This is a genomic window from Protofrankia sp. BMG5.30 (genome assembly GCF_001983005.1).
In the GTDB taxonomy this organism is placed as follows: Bacteria; Actinomycetota; Actinomycetes; order Frankiales; family Frankiaceae; genus Protofrankia; species Protofrankia coriariae.
On record NZ_MOME01000025.1, the window covers coordinates 1 to 19,826 of the forward strand.

The 19,826-nt window shown below is 71.1% G+C and carries 18 protein-coding genes and 1 riboswitch; of the genes, 8 read left to right on the forward strand and 10 right to left on the reverse strand.

Going from position 1 to position 19,826, the window contains the following annotated elements; genetic code table 11:
- Window positions 1-470 precede the first annotated feature (470 nt).
- Window positions 471-1,364 (forward strand): hypothetical protein, encoded by an 894-nt coding sequence (locus BL254_RS14995; protein ID WP_139342329.1) that lies wholly within the window; start codon window positions 471-473, stop codon window positions 1,362-1,364.
- Window positions 1,365-1,398: 34 nt separating this feature from the next.
- Here BL254_RS14995 and BL254_RS28980 read toward each other — a convergent pair whose 3' ends face one another.
- Window positions 1,399-1,527, reverse strand: a complete 129-nt coding sequence (locus tag BL254_RS28980; protein WP_256386252.1) for a hypothetical protein — start codon at window positions 1,525-1,527, stop codon at window positions 1,399-1,401.
- A gap of 197 nt (window positions 1,528-1,724) precedes the next feature.
- The gene (locus BL254_RS15005) at window positions 1,725-2,231 is read right to left on the reverse strand and encodes a GNAT family N-acetyltransferase (protein WP_047223482.1); all 507 of its coding nucleotides are present in this window, start codon (window positions 2,229-2,231) and stop codon (window positions 1,725-1,727) included.
- Between the two features lie 667 nt (window positions 2,232-2,898).
- On the opposite strand from BL254_RS15005, the gene BL254_RS15010 reads away from it, so the two are divergent.
- Both BL254_RS15010 and BL254_RS15015 read left to right on the forward strand, forming a co-directional pair.
- Window positions 2,899-3,840, forward strand: coding sequence for a tyrosine-type recombinase/integrase (locus BL254_RS15010; RefSeq protein WP_235433565.1), 942 nt, complete (start codon window positions 2,899-2,901; stop codon window positions 3,838-3,840).
- A gap of 369 nt (window positions 3,841-4,209) precedes the next feature.
- Entirely contained in the window at window positions 4,210-4,575 is a 366-nt protein-coding gene (locus tag BL254_RS15015) for a hypothetical protein (RefSeq protein WP_047223480.1), read from the forward strand.
- 190 nt (window positions 4,576-4,765) lie between these two features.
- Here the strand turns inward: BL254_RS15015 and BL254_RS15020 are convergent, their stop codons facing one another.
- Window positions 4,766-6,268, reverse strand: coding sequence for an aminotransferase class V-fold PLP-dependent enzyme (locus BL254_RS15020; protein WP_254858178.1), 1,503 nt, complete (start codon window positions 6,266-6,268; stop codon window positions 4,766-4,768).
- Between the two features lie 102 nt (window positions 6,269-6,370).
- Window positions 6,371-6,484, reverse strand: a riboswitch (SAM riboswitch).
- Window positions 6,485-6,578: 94 nt separating this feature from the next.
- Window positions 6,579-7,034, reverse strand: coding sequence for a VOC family protein (locus BL254_RS15025; RefSeq protein ID WP_047223499.1), 456 nt, complete (start codon window positions 7,032-7,034; stop codon window positions 6,579-6,581).
- Between the two features lie 770 nt (window positions 7,035-7,804).
- Here BL254_RS15025 and BL254_RS15030 point away from each other — a divergent pair.
- The 5 genes from BL254_RS15030 (at window position 7,805) to BL254_RS15050 (ending at window position 11,975) form a co-directional block, all read left to right on the forward strand.
- Complete coding sequence (locus BL254_RS15030) at window positions 7,805-8,383, forward strand: cysteine dioxygenase family protein (RefSeq protein WP_052914660.1); 579 nt, start codon at window positions 7,805-7,807, stop codon at window positions 8,381-8,383.
- Window positions 8,380-8,790 (forward strand): rhodanese-like domain-containing protein, encoded by a 411-nt coding sequence (locus BL254_RS15035; protein ID WP_047223479.1) that lies wholly within the window; start codon window positions 8,380-8,382, stop codon window positions 8,788-8,790. The genes BL254_RS15030 and BL254_RS15035 overlap by 4 nt, the downstream gene beginning before the upstream one ends.
- 165 nt (window positions 8,791-8,955) lie before the next feature.
- Window positions 8,956-10,038 carry an NlpC/P60 family protein gene (locus BL254_RS15040; RefSeq protein WP_076843655.1) on the forward strand — a complete coding sequence of 361 codons (1,083 nt, stop codon included), beginning with the start codon at window positions 8,956-8,958 and terminating at the stop codon, window positions 10,036-10,038.
- Window positions 10,039-10,682: 644 nt separating this feature from the next.
- A complete protein-coding gene (locus BL254_RS15045; RefSeq protein ID WP_013873533.1) occupies window positions 10,683-11,051 on the forward strand; it encodes a WhiB family transcriptional regulator in 369 nt (122 codons plus the stop codon).
- Window positions 11,052-11,447: 396 nt separating this feature from the next.
- A complete protein-coding gene (locus BL254_RS15050) occupies window positions 11,448-11,975 on the forward strand; it encodes a histidine phosphatase family protein (RefSeq protein ID WP_047223478.1) in 528 nt (175 codons plus the stop codon).
- A gap of 304 nt (window positions 11,976-12,279) precedes the next feature.
- On the opposite strand, the gene BL254_RS15055 is transcribed toward BL254_RS15050, so the two are convergent.
- From BL254_RS15055 to BL254_RS15075, 6 genes are all read right to left on the reverse strand, one after another.
- Window positions 12,280-12,474 (reverse strand): hypothetical protein, encoded by a 195-nt coding sequence (locus BL254_RS15055; protein ID WP_013873531.1) that lies wholly within the window; start codon window positions 12,472-12,474, stop codon window positions 12,280-12,282.
- A 174-nt stretch (window positions 12,475-12,648) separates the two neighbouring features.
- Window positions 12,649-14,169 carry a trehalose-6-phosphate synthase gene (locus BL254_RS15060; protein WP_047223477.1) on the reverse strand — a complete coding sequence of 507 codons (1,521 nt, stop codon included), beginning with the start codon at window positions 14,167-14,169 and terminating at the stop codon, window positions 12,649-12,651.
- Window positions 14,170-14,753: 584 nt separating this feature from the next.
- Complete coding sequence (locus BL254_RS15065) at window positions 14,754-15,017, reverse strand: hypothetical protein (RefSeq protein ID WP_013873529.1); 264 nt, start codon at window positions 15,015-15,017, stop codon at window positions 14,754-14,756.
- A 191-nt stretch (window positions 15,018-15,208) separates the two neighbouring features.
- The gene (locus BL254_RS15070) at window positions 15,209-16,324 is read right to left on the reverse strand and encodes a hypothetical protein (protein ID WP_139342330.1); all 1,116 of its coding nucleotides are present in this window, start codon (window positions 16,322-16,324) and stop codon (window positions 15,209-15,211) included.
- A complete protein-coding gene (locus BL254_RS27165; RefSeq protein WP_162233216.1) occupies window positions 16,317-16,469 on the reverse strand; it encodes a hypothetical protein in 153 nt (50 codons plus the stop codon). Before BL254_RS27165 ends, BL254_RS15070 begins: the two co-directional genes overlap by 8 nt.
- Window positions 16,466-19,645 (reverse strand): FtsK/SpoIIIE domain-containing protein, encoded by a 3,180-nt coding sequence (locus BL254_RS15075; protein WP_076843725.1) that lies wholly within the window; start codon window positions 19,643-19,645, stop codon window positions 16,466-16,468. The genes BL254_RS27165 and BL254_RS15075 overlap by 4 nt, the downstream gene beginning before the upstream one ends.
- Window positions 19,646-19,826: the final 181 nt, after the last annotated feature.

Below are 19,826 nucleotides of genomic sequence, written 5' to 3' on the forward strand. Positions count from 1 at the left end.
GCCAGCCCACGCGCCTTCGCGTCCGCGACCAAAGCCGCCGCAGCGGCCTGCTCCGGCGACAGCTGCCGCCCCGATTCACGATCTTGCTTGCGAGGGGTCATATCACCCGATGTCATCACTCACAGTGCCCATCCCGCCGGACCCCGAGGGCCCGGCGTGTCGGGCCGGAAACACCGATCTTGAAACAGTCCCGCCCGAGGACGCGAATCGACAGGTGGGTGAGGAGCGCCGCCCGGCATGATGGGGAACAGCGCCCGTGAGCCGTCCCTCTTCGCATAGAGATATCGACACATAGCCGCTTTGCGGCAACATCCAATGCCTCACATGCGTCTCGGTGCATCGTCTGCGCAGGTCAGCTACCAGGGAGCTGCTTGCCCTCCGCTCCGAGGCGCTGAGGGCAAGAAATGGGTTGAGTGGCGGTTGGCGCATGGTGATACTGCCATAATGGATCTTGGAAGGGCCGCTGAGGAGTGGCGGCGGCACGGGTTCGTCATCCTGCCTGGCTATCTATCCAGGGAGGTGCTGTGCCCGGCGGTTGCCGAACTGGGTCTGATGTTTCCGTCCGCGMGGGACTTTCACGACGGGACCGCTATCTCGGTGACGAGTTCGCCGGAATCGACGAGTTCCCGTTCGCCAGTACGGAGGTCAGCCTCCTGGTGGCGCACGATCGCCTGATCCGCCTGTCCGAGGTGCTTCTGGGCGGGGACGATCTGCGCATCTACTCGGCCGAGGCGTGGGCGAAGTACCAGGGAGCGGCCGACTACGACCAGGCTCTGCATCGCGACTACCTCAACCACATCGTGGTCGTGCCCAGCGCGGCAGCCGAGTACCGGCAGCTGGAGATGCTCGTCTTTCTGGCCGATGTGCCCGAAGACCTGGGGCCGCCGCACCTGCTCTCCAAAGCCCAGACCGCGGAGCCYGCGGCCAAACCGAACTGGCTCCCGCTACGGATCACGGACGCCTCCGATGACGCCGGCGATTTCGTCGCGCCCGGATCTCCACACCTCTACGAACGAGAGGTCTCGGCAGCCGGTCCCGCGGGGACCGTCGTCGCCTTCGAAACGGGCACCTTCCATCGCGGCACCGGCATGACCYGTCCTGGGTGCGCTCGCTACACCACGCACCTCAGCTACCGCCGCGCGGGTGCGGAATGGGGACAACGCCGAGGCTGGGCGGCGCGCGGTCACGACCCCGCCTGGTATTGCTTCGTCGAACGGGCCAGCCCCCGGCAGCTCGAACTGTTCGGCTTCCCGCCGCCCGGTCATCCGTACTGGACCGCGGACACGCTGGCCGGCGTCGCGCCGCGGTATCCCAATCTGGACTTGCCTCCCTGGCGTCGCCAAATCCGGTCCGGCTCAGTCTGAGCAGCCGGCCGGTAGTGCCTGGATCTCGGGCCGCTCACAGCGGATCGCCGTCGGCCTCGGCGTAGATGTCGCGGCGCTTGAGATGATGGTGGAACCGGGTCAGCACGAATACGGTGTGGGCGTTCTTGTCAACCGTGCCGCCGTGCGGGCCGGTCCGAAACACCAGCCGCTTCCACGACCCGCCGACCAGCCCGATCCTCGATCGGCGCGGTCCCGCCGCCCTGCCGGCGCGTCTCGAAGCGGGGGAGCAGGGGTTCCACCCGTTCCCATAGATCGTCCGGGACCAGCCGCAGAGCGAGGCTGTTCTCCATCACATCCATGACCAGATATGTACCCGGAACGGCCACACGAGACATGCTCTTACTCGTCTAGTTCAGCCGGGGGGAGTCTCTTCGCCATGATGTGTTCTCTGCCCCCACCGGGCAGCACGTCACCGAATTGCCCTGTGTCCGCAAAACCATGGCGCCGGTACAACGCGATCGCATACTTGTTGCCGGGCGAGACCGCGAGCTGCAAGACTTCCGCCCGCCCCTGCACAGCCCACTGCTCAACCGCCCGGACCAGACGATCCCCTACGCCTTGCCCCCACGCCTCCTCGCTGACCCACAGGGAGATCAGCTCTACGACGCCGTTCCGCGGGCTCGGGACGCCGCTGACTATCCCGGCCGGCTTCCCATCGAGTACGGCATGGAAATTGCACGAGCCCGGGATGCTCAGCCGGGCACGCCATCGCTCCTCCCTGTCGCCATCACCCTGCCAGTCCGCGAGTCTGGCCCCGAAGGCGTAGGGCACCGCGGCAAGCGCGGCCAGCCTCAGCTCGCGCCACCTGGGCCAGTCGTGCGCTGTCAGCACCTCCACCTCGACCATGCACAGAGGCTGTCCCAGGACGGGGTCAGCGGCAACCCAAAATCGATCAGCGACTCGCTGAAATCACGGAAAGCTACTTGGCGGCCGGTGACGCGGACCCGAGCCCCGGGCCTCCTTGGCGTCGCCACCACATCCAGTCCGGCCCGCTCTGAGCAGCCGGTCAGTAGGGGTGTCGACGTCGTTGATGGCGCTCGCCTGGAACACGATCATCAGCGTCAGGGTATGTGCTGCGCAGGCCTGGTCGAACACCGCCGCACGTCCGTCAACGGAACCCGTGGTACAGGCGGCCGTTCTCGAGGGGCTGCCCGGGCACCGCAGCCGTAGGTGGAAGCCGTCATCGGCACGGCGGAAACCACCTACAGCCGGGCGAGGCGTAGGTGGAAAGCGCTGTCGGGGCGACGGAAGCGACCTACGCCCTTTTTCTTTGCGGTGGTCGCCCTGCTCGGTCCGGGGCGGGTGTGCGGCTCTGCCAGGCGCATCCTTCACTGTTTAGTATCGTTTTGATTTTTCGTTTCGTATAGAAACGAAACTATAGATACGAAACTATAGGCGGGCTGGCGCGCGATAAGCTTCACTTCTCGCGCGCCAGGGAGGCGCGGGAGAGAAGGGCTGGGAAGTGGGCGGCGACGGGACAGAAGTTGCGATTCGTCGAGATGGCGATTACACGGTGCTGTCGTCCGACCTGGTCGAGCGAGTGGCCGACTATGCCCGGGCGGCCAGGGCCGCCTCGACGTGGCGTGCCTACGAAACAGACCTGCGGCACTTCGCCGCCTGGTGCGCCGAGCGCTCCCCGCACCTGGTGGCGCTGCCAGCGCTGCCGGCAACCGTGGCCGGCTACCTGACGGCGCTGGCCGACGCCGGCTACAAACCGACCACCATCCGCCGCAGGCTGGCCGCCATCTCCGTGGCCCACCAGCTCGGCCGTCATCCCAATCCGGCCACCTCACCCGAGGTCGCGACCGTCTGGGACGGTATCCGCCGTGTCCACGGCACCGCCGTGAAGCGCAAGAACGCGCTGGAGACCGGTCTGCTCACCCAGGTGCTCGCCGAACTGGACGACTCCCGGCTCGCCGACCTGCGCGACCGGGCGCTGCTGCTGGTCGGTTTCGCCGGCTGCCTGCGCCGCGGCGAGCTCGTCGCGCTGGACGTCGCCGACATCGCCGAGACCCCGGACGGTGTGGTGCTGACCATCCGCAGGTCCAAGACCGACCAGGAACGCGCCGGGGCGCTGGTCGGCCTCACCTTCGGCTCCTACCGGCCGACCTGCCCGGTCCGCTCCTGGATCGCCTGGCGTCAGGCCGCGGGCCTCACCGACGGGCCCGCCTTCCGTTCGATCAACCGCCATGGCGGGGTGGGCGCGGGCCGGCTGCACCCGAGCTCGGTCGCCCGCATCGTCCAGCGCCGGGCCGCCGCGGCGGGCCTGTCCCCGGACGACTTCGGCGGGCACTCCCTGCGGTCCGGGTTTGCCACGGCCGCCGCCCGTGCCGGCGTGCCCGACCGGGCGATCATGCGGCAGGGACGCTGGCGGTCGTCGGCGTCCCTGGACAGTTATGTACGCGCCGGCCGCCTGTTCGACCGCGACAACCCCTCGGGCAGGGTCGGCCTGTAGCAGGTGCCGGCCACGGTGGCCGGGTCACGACCGCCAGCGCCGGCGCGCTGACGCCGTGGGCAGGGCCGGCCCGCGGTCCGCTGGGCACGGTCGGTCGCTCTGGCCGGTCTGGCCGGTCTGTAGCGGCGGTCACCCTGCGCTCATGATATGTGTGCGCTTCGTGCGACAGGCCGATAATGAATCCTGCTGGTTGACTCCCGTCCGCAGTCAGGAAGAGCCGCACAGTCAGGTTGATTCGGAAGATGGCGGAACGATCCGTGTGYTCGACATCAACACCTGGCCTGTGCTATCTGACCTGCATGGYAGCCTGCGACGTCCAGGCCCGCCGCCCCGTCCACACAGGCGATTCCGGAGGTAGCAGCCCATCCCATGGCCGAACACACCCCCCGCCGCAACATCGAGACCTGGGCGCACGAGCTGCCCGCCAGTTTCATCGAGTGCCGCACCATGGGACACCGCTGGGAACCCCACAGCGCGGTCTGGGACAAACAGGCCCGCGCCTACCATGTCATCCACGAATGTGACCGCTGCCACACTCAGCGCAAGGCGTGGTGGAGCCGTAACGGCGAGATCACCTCCGCGGGCTACAGCTACCCCGAGGGTTACCTGACCAAGGACGTCGGCTACATCGGCGCCGACGGCCGCGGCGTGCTGCGCACCGAGTACCTCGCCCGCGTCTTCACCGCGACCGCCAGCCGCGGCACCGGCAACGGCAACGCCCCGCGAACCTCCTGAGGAGGACACAGACACACGTTGGCCTGGACGGGGACGGCTGACTGAGCCCTGCTCCACAACGCAGGACGGACCCACCCTGCCGGGACGGGTCACCGGCCCGGAACGGTCACCGGCCGGCCGGGACGACCAGGCTTCCCGGATACCGACGGCCGGCGGTCCCAGCTGTTGGCAGTGACCGGTCAGCGGCCGGTCAGTTGGTGCAGACGCCGGCCAGGGTGGGCAGGACGGGCGGGGTGACGGCGTCGGGGGCGAACCAGCCGGGCAGCCGGCGGGTGTCGRGCGCGGGGGCGCAGCCGTCCGGCCCTTCCCGGTAGGTCCAGCTCGGGCCGTCGCGCAGGTAGGTGCGCAACGCCGTGACGAGCCGGTCGATGTCGTCGGAGCAGGTGCCGACACCGACGCTTGCCCGCAGCGCCGAGCCTGGCAGGTCCAGCCGGGCGAGCAGCGGATGGGCGCAGAAACGGCCGTCGCGCACGCCGATGCCGTGCTCGGCGGACAGGTAGGCGGCCGTCCGCGCGGCGCTGTGGCCGGGCACGGTGAAGGTGACCACGCCGAGCCGGTCGGGGGCGTCCGCCCAGATCCGCGGGATCTCCACGCCCGGCAGCCCGGACAGCCCCGCGACAAGCTGGTCACGTAGCGCGTCCTCGTGACGTTCGAGGGTGCCCGGCGCGAGCGCGGCCAGCACCTGGCAGGCCGCGGCCAGGGCGGCCGCACCGAGCGAGTTGGGGGAGCCCGCCTCGTGCCGCTGCGGGGCGGTCTTCCAGGTGGTGGCGGTGGCGGTCACCCCGGCTACGGCACCGCCACCGGCGAGGTACGGCGGCGCGGCGTCGAGCCAGTCCGCGCGGCCGATCAGCGCCCCGGCGCCGTAGGGCGCGTAGAGCTTGTGAGCGGACAGCGCGACATAGTCGACGTCCCAGGCGGCCATGTCGATGCGGCGGTGCGGCGCCAGCTGCGCGGCGTCCACGACGATCCGCGCGCCGTGGACGTGCGCGATCTCGGCGATCTCGGCGACGGGGACGACCTCGCCGGTCACGTTCGACGCGCCCGTCACGGCGACGAGGCAGGCCGGCCGGTGCGCCAGCGCCCGCCGGAGGCGGTCGAGGGTCGCGTCGACGGTGTCCGCGGCCGGCAGGCAGCGATGCCGGACGGCACGCCAGGGCAGCAGGTTCGCGTGGTGTTCGACGTCGAGGAACAGCACGTCACCGCGGCCGGGGTCCCCCGCCTGGCCGGTGTCGTCCGGATGGCCGGCGGCGCCCGCGCCCGCGGTGCCGTCCACGTGGCCGGCGGCCGCCCCGCGGCCCGGGCTGTCGTCCGGGTGACTGGTGGCCGCCGGCCCGGGCAGGCAGCGGGCGAGCAGGTTGAGCGCGTCGGTGGTGTTGCGGGTGAACACCACGACGTCCTCGGGCCGCGCGCCGACGAAGGCGCCGACCGTCCCGCGCGCCGACTCGTACAGCGCGGTGGTCACCTGGGAGGCGTATCCGGCGCCGCGGTGGACGCTGGCGTAGAACGGCAGGATCTCGTCCACTCTGGCCGCCACGGCGGACAGGCACGGGGCGGACGCGGCGTAGTCGAGGTTGGCGTACCGCGCCTGCCCGCCCTGGACGAGCGGAACCCGCAGATCCGCGCCGACGACCGGCAGCAGCGGCCCGTCCACCCCCGCTGGCTGTGGGTGGGCGCCGGCGGCAACGCCGTCCACGGCCCCGGCCGGAAACGGCACCGCCGGCCGCGGGCGGACGGGGGTCTGGATGGTGGCAGGGGCGGTCACGGCACTCCTCGGGGTCCACCGGACCCGGGGGCGGATCCGCGCTTACCGCAGCCACCGCGGCTACGGCCTGGTCCTCACCCGGGGCACCCCACCGCGGAGGAGGGTTGCCGGCCAGCGAGCCGGGGCTTGACGCTGACGCTCATGACCTGTGCCGAGCATACCGGGGATGCCGGACACGCGCCGCCAACGGCGACAGCCCCGGCGGACGGGAGCCGTCGGGCGGCCCGTTCGCGGACACGGGCTACGGGCTGCCGAAGTCCGGGAGGATGAGCGAGCCGTCCTCGGCGAACGAGAAACCGGGATTATGGGCGATCTCCCACACGTGGCCGTCGAGGTCGGTGAAAACCCCCGCGTAGCCGCCGTAGAACGTCTCGGCCGCGGGGCGGGTGATCGTGGCACCCGCCCGTTGCGCCGCCGCGATGATGCCGTCGACCTCCGCTCTGGAGCGGACGTTGTGCGCGAGCGCGACACCGCTGAACCCGCCTGTCTGCCCACCGGTACTCCCCTCGGCGTCCTCGGCGATACCGCAGTCGCGGGCCAGCTTGTCGCGTCCCCAGAGCACCAGCACGGCRCCGCCGGCCTGGAAGAAGACGGTCTCCTCGAGCTCCTGGCCCTGCCAGCCCAGCCGCTCGTAGAACGCCCGGGCACGCCCCACGTCCCCGACACCCAGTGTGATCAGACTGATCCGCTGCTCCATGTGTGGAAGGTACCCGGCCGTTTTCCCCGGCGAGGGGCGGCTTTCCGGACGGATCGCTGCGAACCGTCCCATCCCGCCCGGCGGCCCGTCCGCGATGACGGTTCGCGGGCCCGTGGCCGGCAGGGTGCGGGGCATCGGGAGTTTCGGGTTCTGAGATGTCTCGCGGCTGGTGGGACAGCGTCGGACGGATGATCGAAAGGATGCTGCCGGGAACGGTGCGGGATGGCCTGGGCGGGGCGTCAGAACGGGTGAACAAGAATAAACGAGGATTGTGGTGGCGGGTCGGTTGTACAGTGCCGAGCATGACATCCCGCCGCATTCTGCTGCACAGCGATCGCGTGATCGATCACGCGCTTGTGGCCAGCGCGGCGTGTACCAGTGGGTGTGGCCCGCACGGGATGCGCTGACAACCGCGGACCGGCGCCACGGCACCGGTTCCGGTCGCGTCATCCCAAGCCGTCCGGTCACGCCGGTACGTCACCGGCCYGTCTGAATTCTCCCGTTCCGACCGCTCATCCGGATCCTGGCGCGTTCTCCGATTTGCCGTGTGCGCCTGGTCGTCAACCAGCCGATTTTTCTCGGGGGCGGCGGTTGCGCCGGGAACGCCGGTCGGCGGTGACGGCAGGAACGCCGAGGTGCGTGTCACGGCCCGCGGGCCAGCCGTCCCGCGGGTCCACCGGCAACGCGAAAAAAATGTAATCACGCTGTTTTTCCACCCGTACCGCTCGCCATCCGTATCGCTTTCCGCCCGTACCGACAGGGAGTCGAGCATGCCACTCATCCACCCACTACTCGCGGGCACCGCCCTGGTGCCCGATTCCCTGCTGCGAGACGAAAACGAAACGGTGGAACCGCATGTGCTGGCCGCGCTGACCCGCTCCCTCGGTGCCGCGACCGGGATATGGACGGCGATCCTGCGCCACGACCCGGTCAACCGCTGGTACACCCGGCTCGTGCTGTCCGGATCGGTCGAGGTGTGGCTGATCAGCTGGTGCCCGGACCAGTACACCCGCGCGCACGACCATGGCGGCGCGTTCGGCGCGCTGACCGTCATCCAGGGGCCCGTCACGGAGATCGCCTGCGACGCGGACTGGCGGCCCCGTGACTGGCGGCAGCATGAACGGGGGGCGTCGCTCACATTCGATCGGAACCACATTCACAAGGTGGGGAATTCGGGGACTATCCCGGCCGCGACCATCCACGCCTACTCTCCCCCGGAACTGCCGATGCGGTATGCACCGGACGCCGCCGAGCAGGCGGTCGAGGGCTTCCTGCTCGAGAACGCGCTCGGTGGTGCCGCCGCTGGGGACGCGGCGGGGGCGCTTGCCGTGGGCGGAGGGCGGCCGTGAGCGGCAGCCGGATCGACGCGATGCTTGCCCGGGCACGCGCCCGCCTGGAGCGTCTCGACCCGCCTACGGCCGCGGCGGCGGTGGCGGACGGGGCACTGCTGGTCGACATCCGGCCCGCGGCCCAGCGCGGCGCCGAGGGCGGCATCCCCGGCGCGCTGATCATCGAACGTAACGTCCTGGAGTGGCGGCTGGACCCCACCAGTGACGCGCGTCTCCCGCAGGCCACCGGCGACGACATCAAGGTCATCATCATCTGCTCGGAGGGGTACACCTCCAGCCTCGCGGCGGCGTCCCTGCAGGATCTGGGCCTGCGCCACGCCACCGACGTCGTCGGTGGCTTCCGCGCGTGGGAGCGCAACGGCCTCCCAACGATCACTCACAGCAGCAAAGATCATCACCTTCAGTAACTAACTTCACTGAAAGGTCTTGGCCGATCTCTTAGCGTAAGGGTGCTCACTATCACGGTGAGTAACGGGGATGACCGCCGGAGCCCGTCCGCATCCCCGTGTCGGCCACACGCGCGGACGGGGCCGGGGCCCATCTGCCCGGAACGGCGGCAGAGGGGTGATGGCATGTCCATCTCGAGCCGTACGGTCTCACCCACGATCACCGCGGTTTCCTGTGCCGTCGCCGTCGCGGTGGCCCTGACGCCTCATCCGGCCGGGGCGGCCATCGCGTCGGCCGGCGGTGCGCCCGCCGCGACCGACGCGGCCCTGGGCGCCCTGACGACGGGGCAGGGATCCGCAACGACCTGGACGGACGGGCAGGAGTCCGCCAGCGGCAGGCAGAAGCCCAGCAGCACCAGGAAGAGGGCCACTGGCGACAGGCAGAGGTCCACCGGCAACCGGCGGGAGTCGTCCAACAGCAGAAAGGAATCCACGGGCGACAGGCAGGAATCGTCAGGTAACGAGTGGGAATCATCCGGTAACGAGTGGGAATCCTCCGACGGCGGATGGGAGTCCTCCGCTGGCAGGCAGGAGTTCCCCGGCAGGTCGTTGCGGCTGGGCAGCCAGGGCGACCCGGTGGCGCGGCTGCAGATCCGGCTTGGGATCTTCGCCGACGGGAGGTTCGGCCCGCGGACCGCACGCGGCGTCCGCACCTTCCAGTCCGGCGTCGGCCTGACCATCGACGCCGTGGTCGGCCCGCGGACCTGGGGTGCACTCTTCGGCGCGTCAGCCGCGCCGGCGGTGTCCGCCCCGGCCTCAGCCCAGCCGGTGCCAGCGCTGCTGACAACTCCGGCGGTGGCACAAACGGCGGTGGCGTCAACGGCGGCGCTGACAGTGGCTCCGGTCGGGGCGTCCACCTCGGTCGCGGCGGCGGCGTTCGCGGTCGCCCAACAGCAGATCGGCAAACCGTACCGCTACGGCGCCGCTGGGCCGAACGACTTCGACTGCTCTGGTCTGATCAAGTACGTGTACACCCAGGTCGGCGCCTCGGTCCCCCGTACCACCTACGACCAGTTCGCCGCGTTGCAACCGGTCAGCCGCGCCGACGCCCGGCCAGGAGACGTGATCTTCTTTCTCGACGCCGAGGGGGAGGCCTACCACGACGCCATCTACGCCGGAAACGGACAGATGATCGTTTCGCGTCGGCCCGGCACCAATGTCCAGTACCAGGAGATCTGGTCGGGCGACTATCGCATCGGACGGGTCTGAAGACCGGAGGACCTGTAGCTTCCAGCCGGACGGGAAGCATGATCGCATCACCTTGGGCGCTCTGACCGTAGACTCTGCGCCACGCGCTGCCGGCGATCATAGCTGTGATTCTGCTCACCCTTGCGATCGTCAGGAACACCGTCCCCGATTCCCCGGGGGCGGGCGGGGACCCGGGATGCCCGGTTTGGTAGCACCGGGCATCTACTACGAGTGGTAGTACATATACACAACGCTGCGATTTGACAACGGAACGCCGATCGACAGGGCCAGAACCGGGTGTGTTGGGCGCGCTGCGGACGCGAGCGTTCCGGAACCCTTGCTATCCCGTCGAGAGCCGTCTACGTTCCTCGGTTAACGAGACGAGACGGGTTCGTTTCCGACGAAGAGGGTGTCCAGGCGTGCGCAATTCATGCCGGACAACCCTGAGTCCGTCCCTCCCCGAGGTTGTGGTTCCGCGTGAGCAGAGGAGTCGATGTGCCTTCCAACACATCCACTCGTTGCCGCGCATTGTCATGTCCGCCGCAAGCGACGTCCCCAGGAGACATCATGCTGAGTCACCTGCGGCTGCTGCCCACAGGTAGCACTGCCGCCTACCACCATCGGCTYGGATTGTGCCCCGATAGAGGCAGAATCGGCGGAATCTCATGAGCGCCGGCGTACCGGTCCTGCCCGGACGAGACCTTCCGCCGCAGCCCTACGGTGCTGGCTGGCCCACCTACTGGCGGCAGGAAGCCGCCTGCCGGGACGGGGATCCCGACGCGTTCTTTCCGCCGGACGGACGTAACACCAAGGCCCGGGCCGCGGCGGAAACCCGGGCGCGGAAAGTATGTGCCGGCTGCTCCGTGCGGCGGGCCTGTCTCGCGACCGCCTTATTCCGCCAGGAGGAACACGGCGTGTGGGGTGGGCTTACCTCGGACGAACGCAATTCCGTGGTTCCCCGCGGCCGGCTCAGCGCGGACGAAGCCCTTGCCTTTGCCGACCGTCTGCTGCTTTCCACGTACGCAACCAGCTGATCCTTTCGGTTGGTTTTTAGCTCCACCGTAGGACATCTTTCATCACCTCGGGTGAGGCACCGCCGTCGATGTGAGCTGTCGATGTGAGCGGGTGCCTCGCCCGGCGCCATGGCCGGGGCACCGATGATCGGCAACGGTCGGCACGGCACCGGCAGGCGAGGCTTCCCTCGTCCGGGTGCGTGAGGCTTCCCATGCGGGTGAGATGCCGCCGGATGCGGCGGGCGCCCCGCGGCGGGCGTAGAAAAGAACCATTGACGCCCCGGTCCGAGATGGGCAGGCTGCGTGTCGTCGCCGTCCGAGGAGGAGTTGCGTGTCGCCTCGTCCCGCGCCCGGTCGCGGCGTCCGGGTGTCTGCCAATCTCCCTCCCTCCACGGGTCTCCCCCCACGGGCCGCGCGGTGAGGCCGCCGCGTCGCCTGTTGCTGCTGCGCCACGGCAAGTCCGACTGGGCCGACGGCAGCATGCCGGACGCCGATCGCCCGCTGTCGCCGCGCGGCCGGGCCTCCTGCCGGCTCATCGCCGAGCATCTGGCAGCCGACCAGCTCGCACCCGACCTGGTGCTGTGCTCCTCGGCCCGCCGGACCCGTGAAACCGTCGAGCAGATCGCCGGAGCGCTGCCGGCGGCCGTCCCGGTACTGACCGAGGATCGGCTCTACCTCGCCGACGTGTCGGACCTGCTCGACCGCCTCCGGGAGCTCGACGACGGCGTCCCCACCGTCCTGCTGGTCGGCCACAACCCGGGTATCCACGCTCTCGCCACCGGTCTGCTCCCGGTCGGCGAGCGCTCGCGCCTGCCCACCTTCCCCACCGCGGCGCTGGCCGTCGAGGACCTGGCGGTGGGCCGCTGGGCGGAGCTGGGGCCGAGTACGACGCGGCTGGTCTCGTTCGTCACCCCACGCTCGCTGGCTGGCTCCAGCAGCCACTGAAGCCCCTGGGGTCCCTGGGCCCCTGACCCGCTGGTGGCTGGCAGCTACCCCGGCCGGTCCTGGCCCGGTGCGGCCCGGCGCGGAACACGGATATGGCCGGATGGTGACGGCTGCCGCGGCAACGTACGAGGCCACGGCAACGACGAAGGACGGCACCTCGTGCCGCGCTGCGTGCCGCGGACAACGGCCTGTGCGCCGCGGGCGTCAACCGTCGTGCGTGGCGACGTGCCCTGCCCGGTCGGGCAGGGCGGTACTGATCATGTCTTTCGGGTATTTCCCGCAACCGCGGTACAGGAGGGGAGCGTCAGTACGCCTGTTCCATGATCTGGGAGGCGACAGCGGTGATCAGGCCGACGACCAGGGCCACGCCGGTCACGATCCACAGCGGTACCGAGTGCAGGACGAGAGCGAAGACACCGACCGTGAACGCCGCAATGATCAGAAAAACCGCGGTCCACGAACCCACGTTCGCCTTGTGATGACCGCTGGAACTCGCCACGTCCGCTCCTCAGCCCATCAACGATCAGCCAACCTGGGTGGTGGCTGCTGTCACCGCCCGAGACTACCGGTAAGCCACGGCAGAATCCTGCCGGTTACCCACAGTAAGACCAATAGGACCCAGGCCGTCTTCTGCTCAGGCCCCTGGTCAGATTGTCAAAGCTCGGGCAGGTCTTCAAAGGTAGCCGGCGAGCTGGGCGAGGTCGTCGAGCTGGTCGCTCAGCCAACGTCCCACGTCGTGCGTGCGTACCTGTTCGGCCGCCGCGGCCAGCCGCCGCTGCCGCTCCTCCAGYGGCATGGTCAGAGCCTCGTACAGGGCGTCCGCCATCTGCTGGACGTCGAAGGGATGCAGGGTGACCGCATATTCCCCCAGCTCCTCGTGGGCTCCGGCGTTCTCCGACAGGGCCAGCACGCCACCACGCCGGTTGACCACCGCGACCTCCTTGGTCACGAGGTTCATGCCGTCCGCCAGCGCGTTGACCAGGATCACGTCGCAGATCGAGTAGGCGGCCACCGCGAGCGGGAAATCCTCCGCCATCCGCAGGTCGATGGGCTGCCGGCCGTCCTTGGTGTGCCGGGCGTTGATCTCTGCCACCACCGCGCCGATCAGCGCGATGTAGTCGGCGTACTCGGGCACGTCGGTGCGGCTGGGCTGGAGCAGGGCGAGGAAGCTGACCTTGCCGACGAGCTCCGGATGCTGGTCGAGCAGTGCGCCGAAGGCCAGGAAGCCCCGCACGACGTTCTTGCTCGGGTCGGTGCGGTCCACCCGCAGGATCAGCTGCCGCTCCCCGTCCAGGAAGGTGTACCGCAGCATGGCGACGTGCCCGGCGACATCCTCGGTGCTCAGCGTCGCCTCCAGGGCGGCGGTGTCCACCGAGATCGGGTAGTAGCGGGCCCGCACGACCCGGTCGTCGACGAAGACCAGCAGGTTGTCCAGGTCGACGTCCAGGCCGAGCAGGTCCTGGGCGCACAGGACGAAGTGGCGGGCGTAGCGCCGGGTGTGGAAGCCGACGACGTCGCTGCCGAGCAGGCCGCGCAGCAGCCGTTCTCGGATACCGGCCGGCAGGATCCGCCACTCGTCCGGCCCCGGCCACGGGATATGGATGAAATGGGTGAGCACGACGTCCGGGCACAGCTCGCGGACCCGCTCGGCCACCAGGTAGAAGTGATAGTCCTGCAACAGGACCAGCGCCTTGCCGCCGCGGGCGCGAACCTCGTCGACGACCGCGTCCGCGTACACGCGGTTGACCGCCGCGTAGCCGTTCTCGAACGCGTCGTGCTCGACCAGGGTGATGACGGGTGACAGCGCCCGGCCGTAGAGCCCGTGCTGGACGAACCACAGGATCGGGTTCGACCAGACGCTGTAGAAGTCCGCGTAGGCGGCCGGGTCGGTGGTGACCAGCCGGACCCGGATCGAGGGGCCGTCGGGTTCGTCCTCGACGACGTGGGGGTATGGAGACGTCTGCACGAGGATCGAGCCGCCCTGCGCTTCGCTGGCGACAGCAGCGTCCTCCTCGGTGGACGCCCCGCACACCCAGACGGCGTCGTCAAGATGCTCGGCGAGGCCGGAGAGGGCTGACACCAGCCCGCCCGCCCCGCGGTTGACGGTGCGTCCGGACACGTCACGGTCGAAGCTCACCGGGCCGCGGTTGGACAGCAGCACCAGCGGCAGGTTCAGGATGGGGGTAGCCGGCACGGTGGTGGGGCCTCCTTAGTGATCCACGGCGGGGACCTCGGCAGTACGGAAAGATCGTTCCCGCGCCGCCCACGACCCTCTGGTCGCACATGGCAGTGGCACCGGATGGCCGTCAGACCGGTGAACGCCTACGCACTAACGTCCCCGCGGACCTCCGACCGCGCGATGAGAGCATGATCGCTTCACCCTCGGCCTCTCTGGATGATTCGGACTTTAGTGAGGCCCGCTAAAAGATGCATCGGGTTGCAGGGAACATGCGGACTTGCTACCCAGACCCGCACCTACGACACGCTGGCGACCGACAGCGGGCACCCGCTCACGGAGAATATACCCCTTGTCGGCATTCACGCGCAGCCGATCCAGATATGTCCGTTTGATCCCGACCGGGCCGCGACAGCCCGGGCCGGCCCGCGGCGGTCCTGCGGTGAGTACCGGCCGACGCGAACAGAGATCACCGACGGCTGCCCGCGGCACGTCCGGTGCACCTCCGGGGCGGTCGGCCGGCGGCTGCCCCGGACATGGCCGGCCCCTGGAGAACCGTCCGCGGCCCACACGGAAGAAGCCGGTCGGCCCGGACGAGCGATCTACAGGCTGTCGCTGTAGTCGCGGACCTCCTGCACCGCCGACCCGAGCGCCGCCAGCGAGTCCTGGATGCGCTCCCGGGTCTCCACCAGCGCGCTGGTCAACTGCTCCACGGCGCGGTGCGCGCTGCCGTCGGTCGCGGCCAGGACGATCGCCTGCGCTTCTTCGATCATGGTCAGCGCACCGTCCAACTGACCGGTGACCTCGTCGGTACGCCGGAACGCCTCACCAAGCTGGGACTTGACGTCGGCGATGGTGCTCGTCACGGAGGTCCTGCCCTTCTTCTGTCACGTCCGCTCTTGTATCCCACCTGTGGAGCCATGTCCCCGGAGGCCCCCCACGAGGCCTGCGCCCCCGAAAGCCCCTGCGGGGCTGCGCCCTCGAAGGCCCCTGCGGGCTTGTACCTCCGGGGACGTGCATGCCCCAGGGACAGCGCCCCGGACGGCCGGCGGCCGGGTCACTTCCGCTGCGGATGTCGCGGCGCGCCGACACCGAGCCCGAACCGCAGCGCCAGCACCAGCGCCACCAGCGAGGCGATCACGTCGGTCGGGTCCAGCGACGCCACCCGTATGGTCGCCAGCACCGCGGCACCGGCCGTACCGGCCCCGAGCAGCGCCGCACGGGCAACCTCCACCCGAGCCGCGTCGGTCGCCACCGCCACACCGACGGCGGTGAGCATGGCGGCACCGGTGAGGGACGGCAGCGCCGCAACCCCGAACAACACCCGCAACACGGTCACCCCACCAGCCACCAGCAGGCAACCCAGGCCGATGACGATCGCGGCCGAGGCCGACGAACCGGACCGGGTGACCGCCCGCAGCTCGGCTGCGTGCCCCATCGCGATCAGGCACAGCTCGTGGGCACGCCCCGGYGCCTCGGACGGCTCGAACGGAACCGCCGCACCGGCGGAGGCCGCCCTGACCACCTGTCTGGTACGTGCCCGCCGCTGCGGCGCGGCGCCGCCGGCCGTGCGCGCCCGGCCCGGCTCACCGCGGCGGTGCTGGGCCCGGGCGATCGGCCGGCCACCGGGCCCGTGCCCACGGCCAGGCCCGGTGACGACGGGTATGTCACGGTCGGACGTGCGGCCGGACCCATCGTGGCCGGCTACATCGTGGCCGGACATGTCATGGCCAGGTACGTCATGGTCGGACAGGTAACGATCAGAAAAATCGTGATCGGCTGCGGCGACGGCGGGCACGTCGTCGGCCCGCTCCACCGGAGGCGGCCGGAGCTGGTCAAGGCTGCTGATCCCGTGGTGCGCGAGCGGTTCGGCCACCGTCCGCCACACCTCGTCGACCTTGGCGCGGATCGCCTCCGCCGACTCCCGGTGCGCCTGCGCGAGCGCGACACGCCGCTGCCGGCCGGCGGACATCCGGTCCTCCACCTTGTTTCTGGCCTGGTTGAGTTCGGCGAGCAACGCCCGGTAGCGCACGGCCGCGATCAGCGGGTCGTCGAGGTCGGGATCACGCAGGGCGGGCTCCAGGACGGGCTTGTGGTGGAGGTCGACCCGGCGCCGCGGGTCGGCCTCCGGTACGGCGAGGAAGCCACCCGGCTGGTCGGGCACGTCAACCATGATCCTCGTTTCGTGGGTTGCGGGCGCGCCGGTCACCGGCCCGGTCGTTGCCCCGGTGGCCGGTGGCCGGCGGCACGGGAGGGGCGCCGGCGCCGTTGCCGTCGGCTCGTCCAGTGTCGTCGACGCGTCCAGCCGGCCCGGTCACCCCGGTAGCCTCCTCCACGACTCCTGATCGTGCCGCGGGTCACCCGCCACCGCCGCCGACGGCTCGGCCTGGGCCGGCAGCGGCGAGAACGGGACGATCGTGCGGGCCTCCGCATACCCGTTCCGGTCGAACAGAACCGCCCGGTTCGGGCCCGTCCCCGCGGTGACCGACCGGTTGCCCGCGAGACTGAACAGGTCGCTCGCAGGCACGCCGACCGCGACCCACGCCCCCACGTCGTCGCGGTGCATGGGGCCGAGGTCGTCGAGCAGCCGGCCCGGGCCGCGCCACCAGCCGAGCAGGTGCACCCGCTGGCCAGGGCCCCGACGGGTGACGAAACGCAGGTCGTCCAGGCCCGAACGGCGGGCGGGAGGCTCCTTGGCCTCCAGGACGGCCCGCCCGGCGTCGGCAGCGAACAGGACGAGCAGCCGCACCGGCCGGGCGAACCTCTCGTAGGACCGGTCGCCGGGCCAGGGGCCGCCGGCCGCGCCGGCCAGCGCGGTCTCCTCCCGGTCCCGTACCTCGTCGCTGACCTCCCGCAGCACCCGGCGCAGCGCCGCCGGCGGATGGACCCGGGCGGACTGCCCGACGGCACGAACCCGGCCGGCGAGCACCTCCGCCGCCTGCGTGGTCTCGGCGGTGACCGCGACGATGTCGACCCGTACGCCGCCCGGCGCGTCCTGGCCCGCGACGCTCACCACGGCCGCCTGCAGCACCCCGGTCGCCTCCCGGCGCAACGGGCCGAGCACCGCGAGGTTGCGTCCCGGCAGCGGGGACAGCCGCACTCCCACGGCAGCCGGATGCAGGTCGAGGGGGACCCCCACCAGGGCCAGCGGCTCGGCCGTCCCGGCGGCGTCCGCGCCGTCTCCGCTGTCGGCACCGCCGGTCGCGCCACTGCCGTCGGGGCTGCCCTCGAGGGCCGCGGCGTCGGCGGCGCCGGCACGCTCGGCGCGCTCCACCGGGACGGGCGTGCCCGCGAGCGACCGGTAGAGCTGGTTGTCGTCCAGGATCGCCGGTGCGTGGCCGACGAAGACCCGTGGCCCGGGTCGACCCGGCGCGCCGGGCGCCCCCGCCCCCGCCCCCGCGAGGCTCGCGCGCAGCGACGTGAGCACTGCCGGGGTGGGGTAGGCCACCCGGACGAATTCGTTGCCGGCCGGGTGGCCGTTACGCCGGTTGACGATGGCCTCCCCCACGCCCGCGAGCGCGCCCGCCGCCTCGTTGGTGGTCGACAGCAGCACCCGGGACTCCGAGATCGAGGTGCGCAGCGCGATCCGCAACGCGAACTGACCGAAGATCGAACCGCGCTTGCCGGCGGTGGCGTCCAGGGCGTCGATGCCCGACAGCGTCTGGCTGGCCAGCAGCAGGTGGATGCCGTAGGCGCGGCCCTGGCGGGCGAGCGCCTCCAGATGCGAGACCGCCTCCCGCGACACCGCGTCGAGCGGCGTGAGCATCACCTGGAACTCGTCGATCACCACCAGGATCCGCGGCCAGCCGGCGCCGCCCTGCGCGGCCCGCAGGCCGCGCAGGTCCCGGGCGCCGACGGCCCGCATGGCCAGGGCCCGGCGCTGCATCTGGGCGCGGACATGGCGCAGCACGGCGACGCCGAACTCCCGGTCGCTGTCCATCCCGACGGTGTCCGCGTGCGGCAGCACGAACGGGTCGTCGGCCCGGGGGGCGAACTGGGCGAACTCCAGGCCCTCCTTGAAGTCGAGCAGGTGGAAGCGCAGCTGCTCGGGGGCGTAGCGGGCGGCCAGCCCGTACACCACGTCGAGCAGCAGCGTCGACTTGCCCGAGCCGGCCTGCCCGCCCACAAGAGCGTGGACGGTGTCGTCGTCGAAGCGGAGCGTGACCGGACCGTCCGGCCCGAACGCCACCGGGACGCTCAGACCACCGGCCGCGTCGAAGCTCCACAACGTGTCGGGAAGCAGCGCCCGGGCGTCCGGGGGGCGGGTGGCCTCGACGGCCGTCGCGGCCGCGACGGACTCGGCGACCGCGGCCACCAGCTCGGGCGGCGGCGGGTCGTCCAGCTCGCATTCCAGCGGCCCGGCCAGCGAACAGCTCCAGACCGTCGGGGCGGCCGCGGAAACCCGGTCGCCGTCGGGCACGCCCCCGGCAGCGGTGAACAGACCGTCCACGGCGGGATCCTCGGCGGGCCCGGTCGCGCGCAGGGTCTCGGCGCCCGTCAGCGTCTCGTGCCCCCGGCGGCCGACGGCCGCACCGCCGTCCTCCACCAGCGCGATCACGTGCACGCCGCACGCGGGGCCCTGGGCGGCGACCGCCTCCAGCGCCCGCGCGGCGTCGTCGGCCAGCGACGGCCAGGCCAGCAGCACCAGCAGCCGCCACGGCTCGGCCCGGGGCAGGCCCGCGGCCTCCCGTTCCCGCAGGGAGGCGAACCGGCCACCAAGCCGGTCGACGGTGATGCGCCCGACGTCCGCGGACAGCTCCCCCAGCGCGGTCTCCAGCCTGGTCCGGGTGGTCAGGGTAGGGCTGACCACGCCGGCGGCCCGCAGCGGGGCGAAGCCGGCGAGCCCGGCGCCGAGCTCGTAGGGGTCGTAGACGGTGACCCGGACCGATCCCGGCGGTGCCGCCGCGAGCACCCGGGTGAGCAGGGCCCGTACGACGCCGACGCCCTCGGCCCGGCGGTCCCGGTCCACCACGATCCGCAGGTTGCCGCCGTCGAGGAGACTGACGGCCAGCGGCACCTCGGCGGTCTGCCCGCCGGGCAGCAGAGGTGGGACGAGTACCCGGCCCACCCGCCACAGCCCCGGCCGGTAGGGACGCCCGGCCGCCGGCCGTGGTCGCGGACGGCCTGGCAGTTCCGGCAGCTCGGGCAGAGCGGTGGCGGCCTCGCTCCCCGGCGCGTGGCCGGCCGGTTGGGGTGGCGGCCACAGCGGTGACGACCAGGGCGCGCTGGCGAGGTCCGGCGCCTGTCCACGGGCGATCGCGGCGGCCATCCCGATCGCGGCCGGCAGCTGCTCGTCAGCAACGTCGGGGATGGCGTGCCAGACATCCGCGGAAGGCGCCCGCTGGCCGGCCCGGCCGCCGGATGCTGGCCCGTCCGCGCCGGGCCGTTCGACCTGGTCGGCCAGCGCGTCCAGTTGGTCGGCAAGGCTCAGCGCCTCGCCCAGGCATGTCTGAATACCGGTGACGAGTGTCCGGACCCGCCGAGTGCCCGACACCACGACCTCCCCGCGCTCACACCGATGCCACGACGGAGCACCAACCTAACGGCAAGATCCGGTCAGGGCGGGGTTTTCCCTGACTCCAACGGTGTCCGCGGATGTGACGCTACCGGACGAGGACATCCGTACATCGTGCCCGGGCCAGGTGGGGATGGTCCAGTACGGACGGCTGGGCATC

Bases quoted from the DNA above. Each gene is read 5' to 3' on its own strand.
- BL254_RS15005 (WP_047223482.1), bottom strand. From the start codon at position 2,231: ATGGTCGAGGTGGAGGTGCTGACAGCGCACGACTGGCCCAGGTGGCGC.
- BL254_RS15015 (WP_047223480.1), top strand. From the start codon at position 4,210: ATGGCCGAACACACCCCCCGCCGCAACATCGAGACCTGGGCGCACGAG.
- BL254_RS15030 (WP_052914660.1), top strand. From the start codon at position 7,805: ATGCCACTCATCCACCCACTACTCGCGGGCACCGCCCTGGTGCCCGAT.
- BL254_RS15040 (WP_076843655.1), top strand. From the start codon at position 8,956: ATGTCCATCTCGAGCCGTACGGTCTCACCCACGATCACCGCGGTTTCC.
- BL254_RS15045 (WP_013873533.1), top strand. From the start codon at position 10,683: ATGAGCGCCGGCGTACCGGTCCTGCCCGGACGAGACCTTCCGCCGCAG.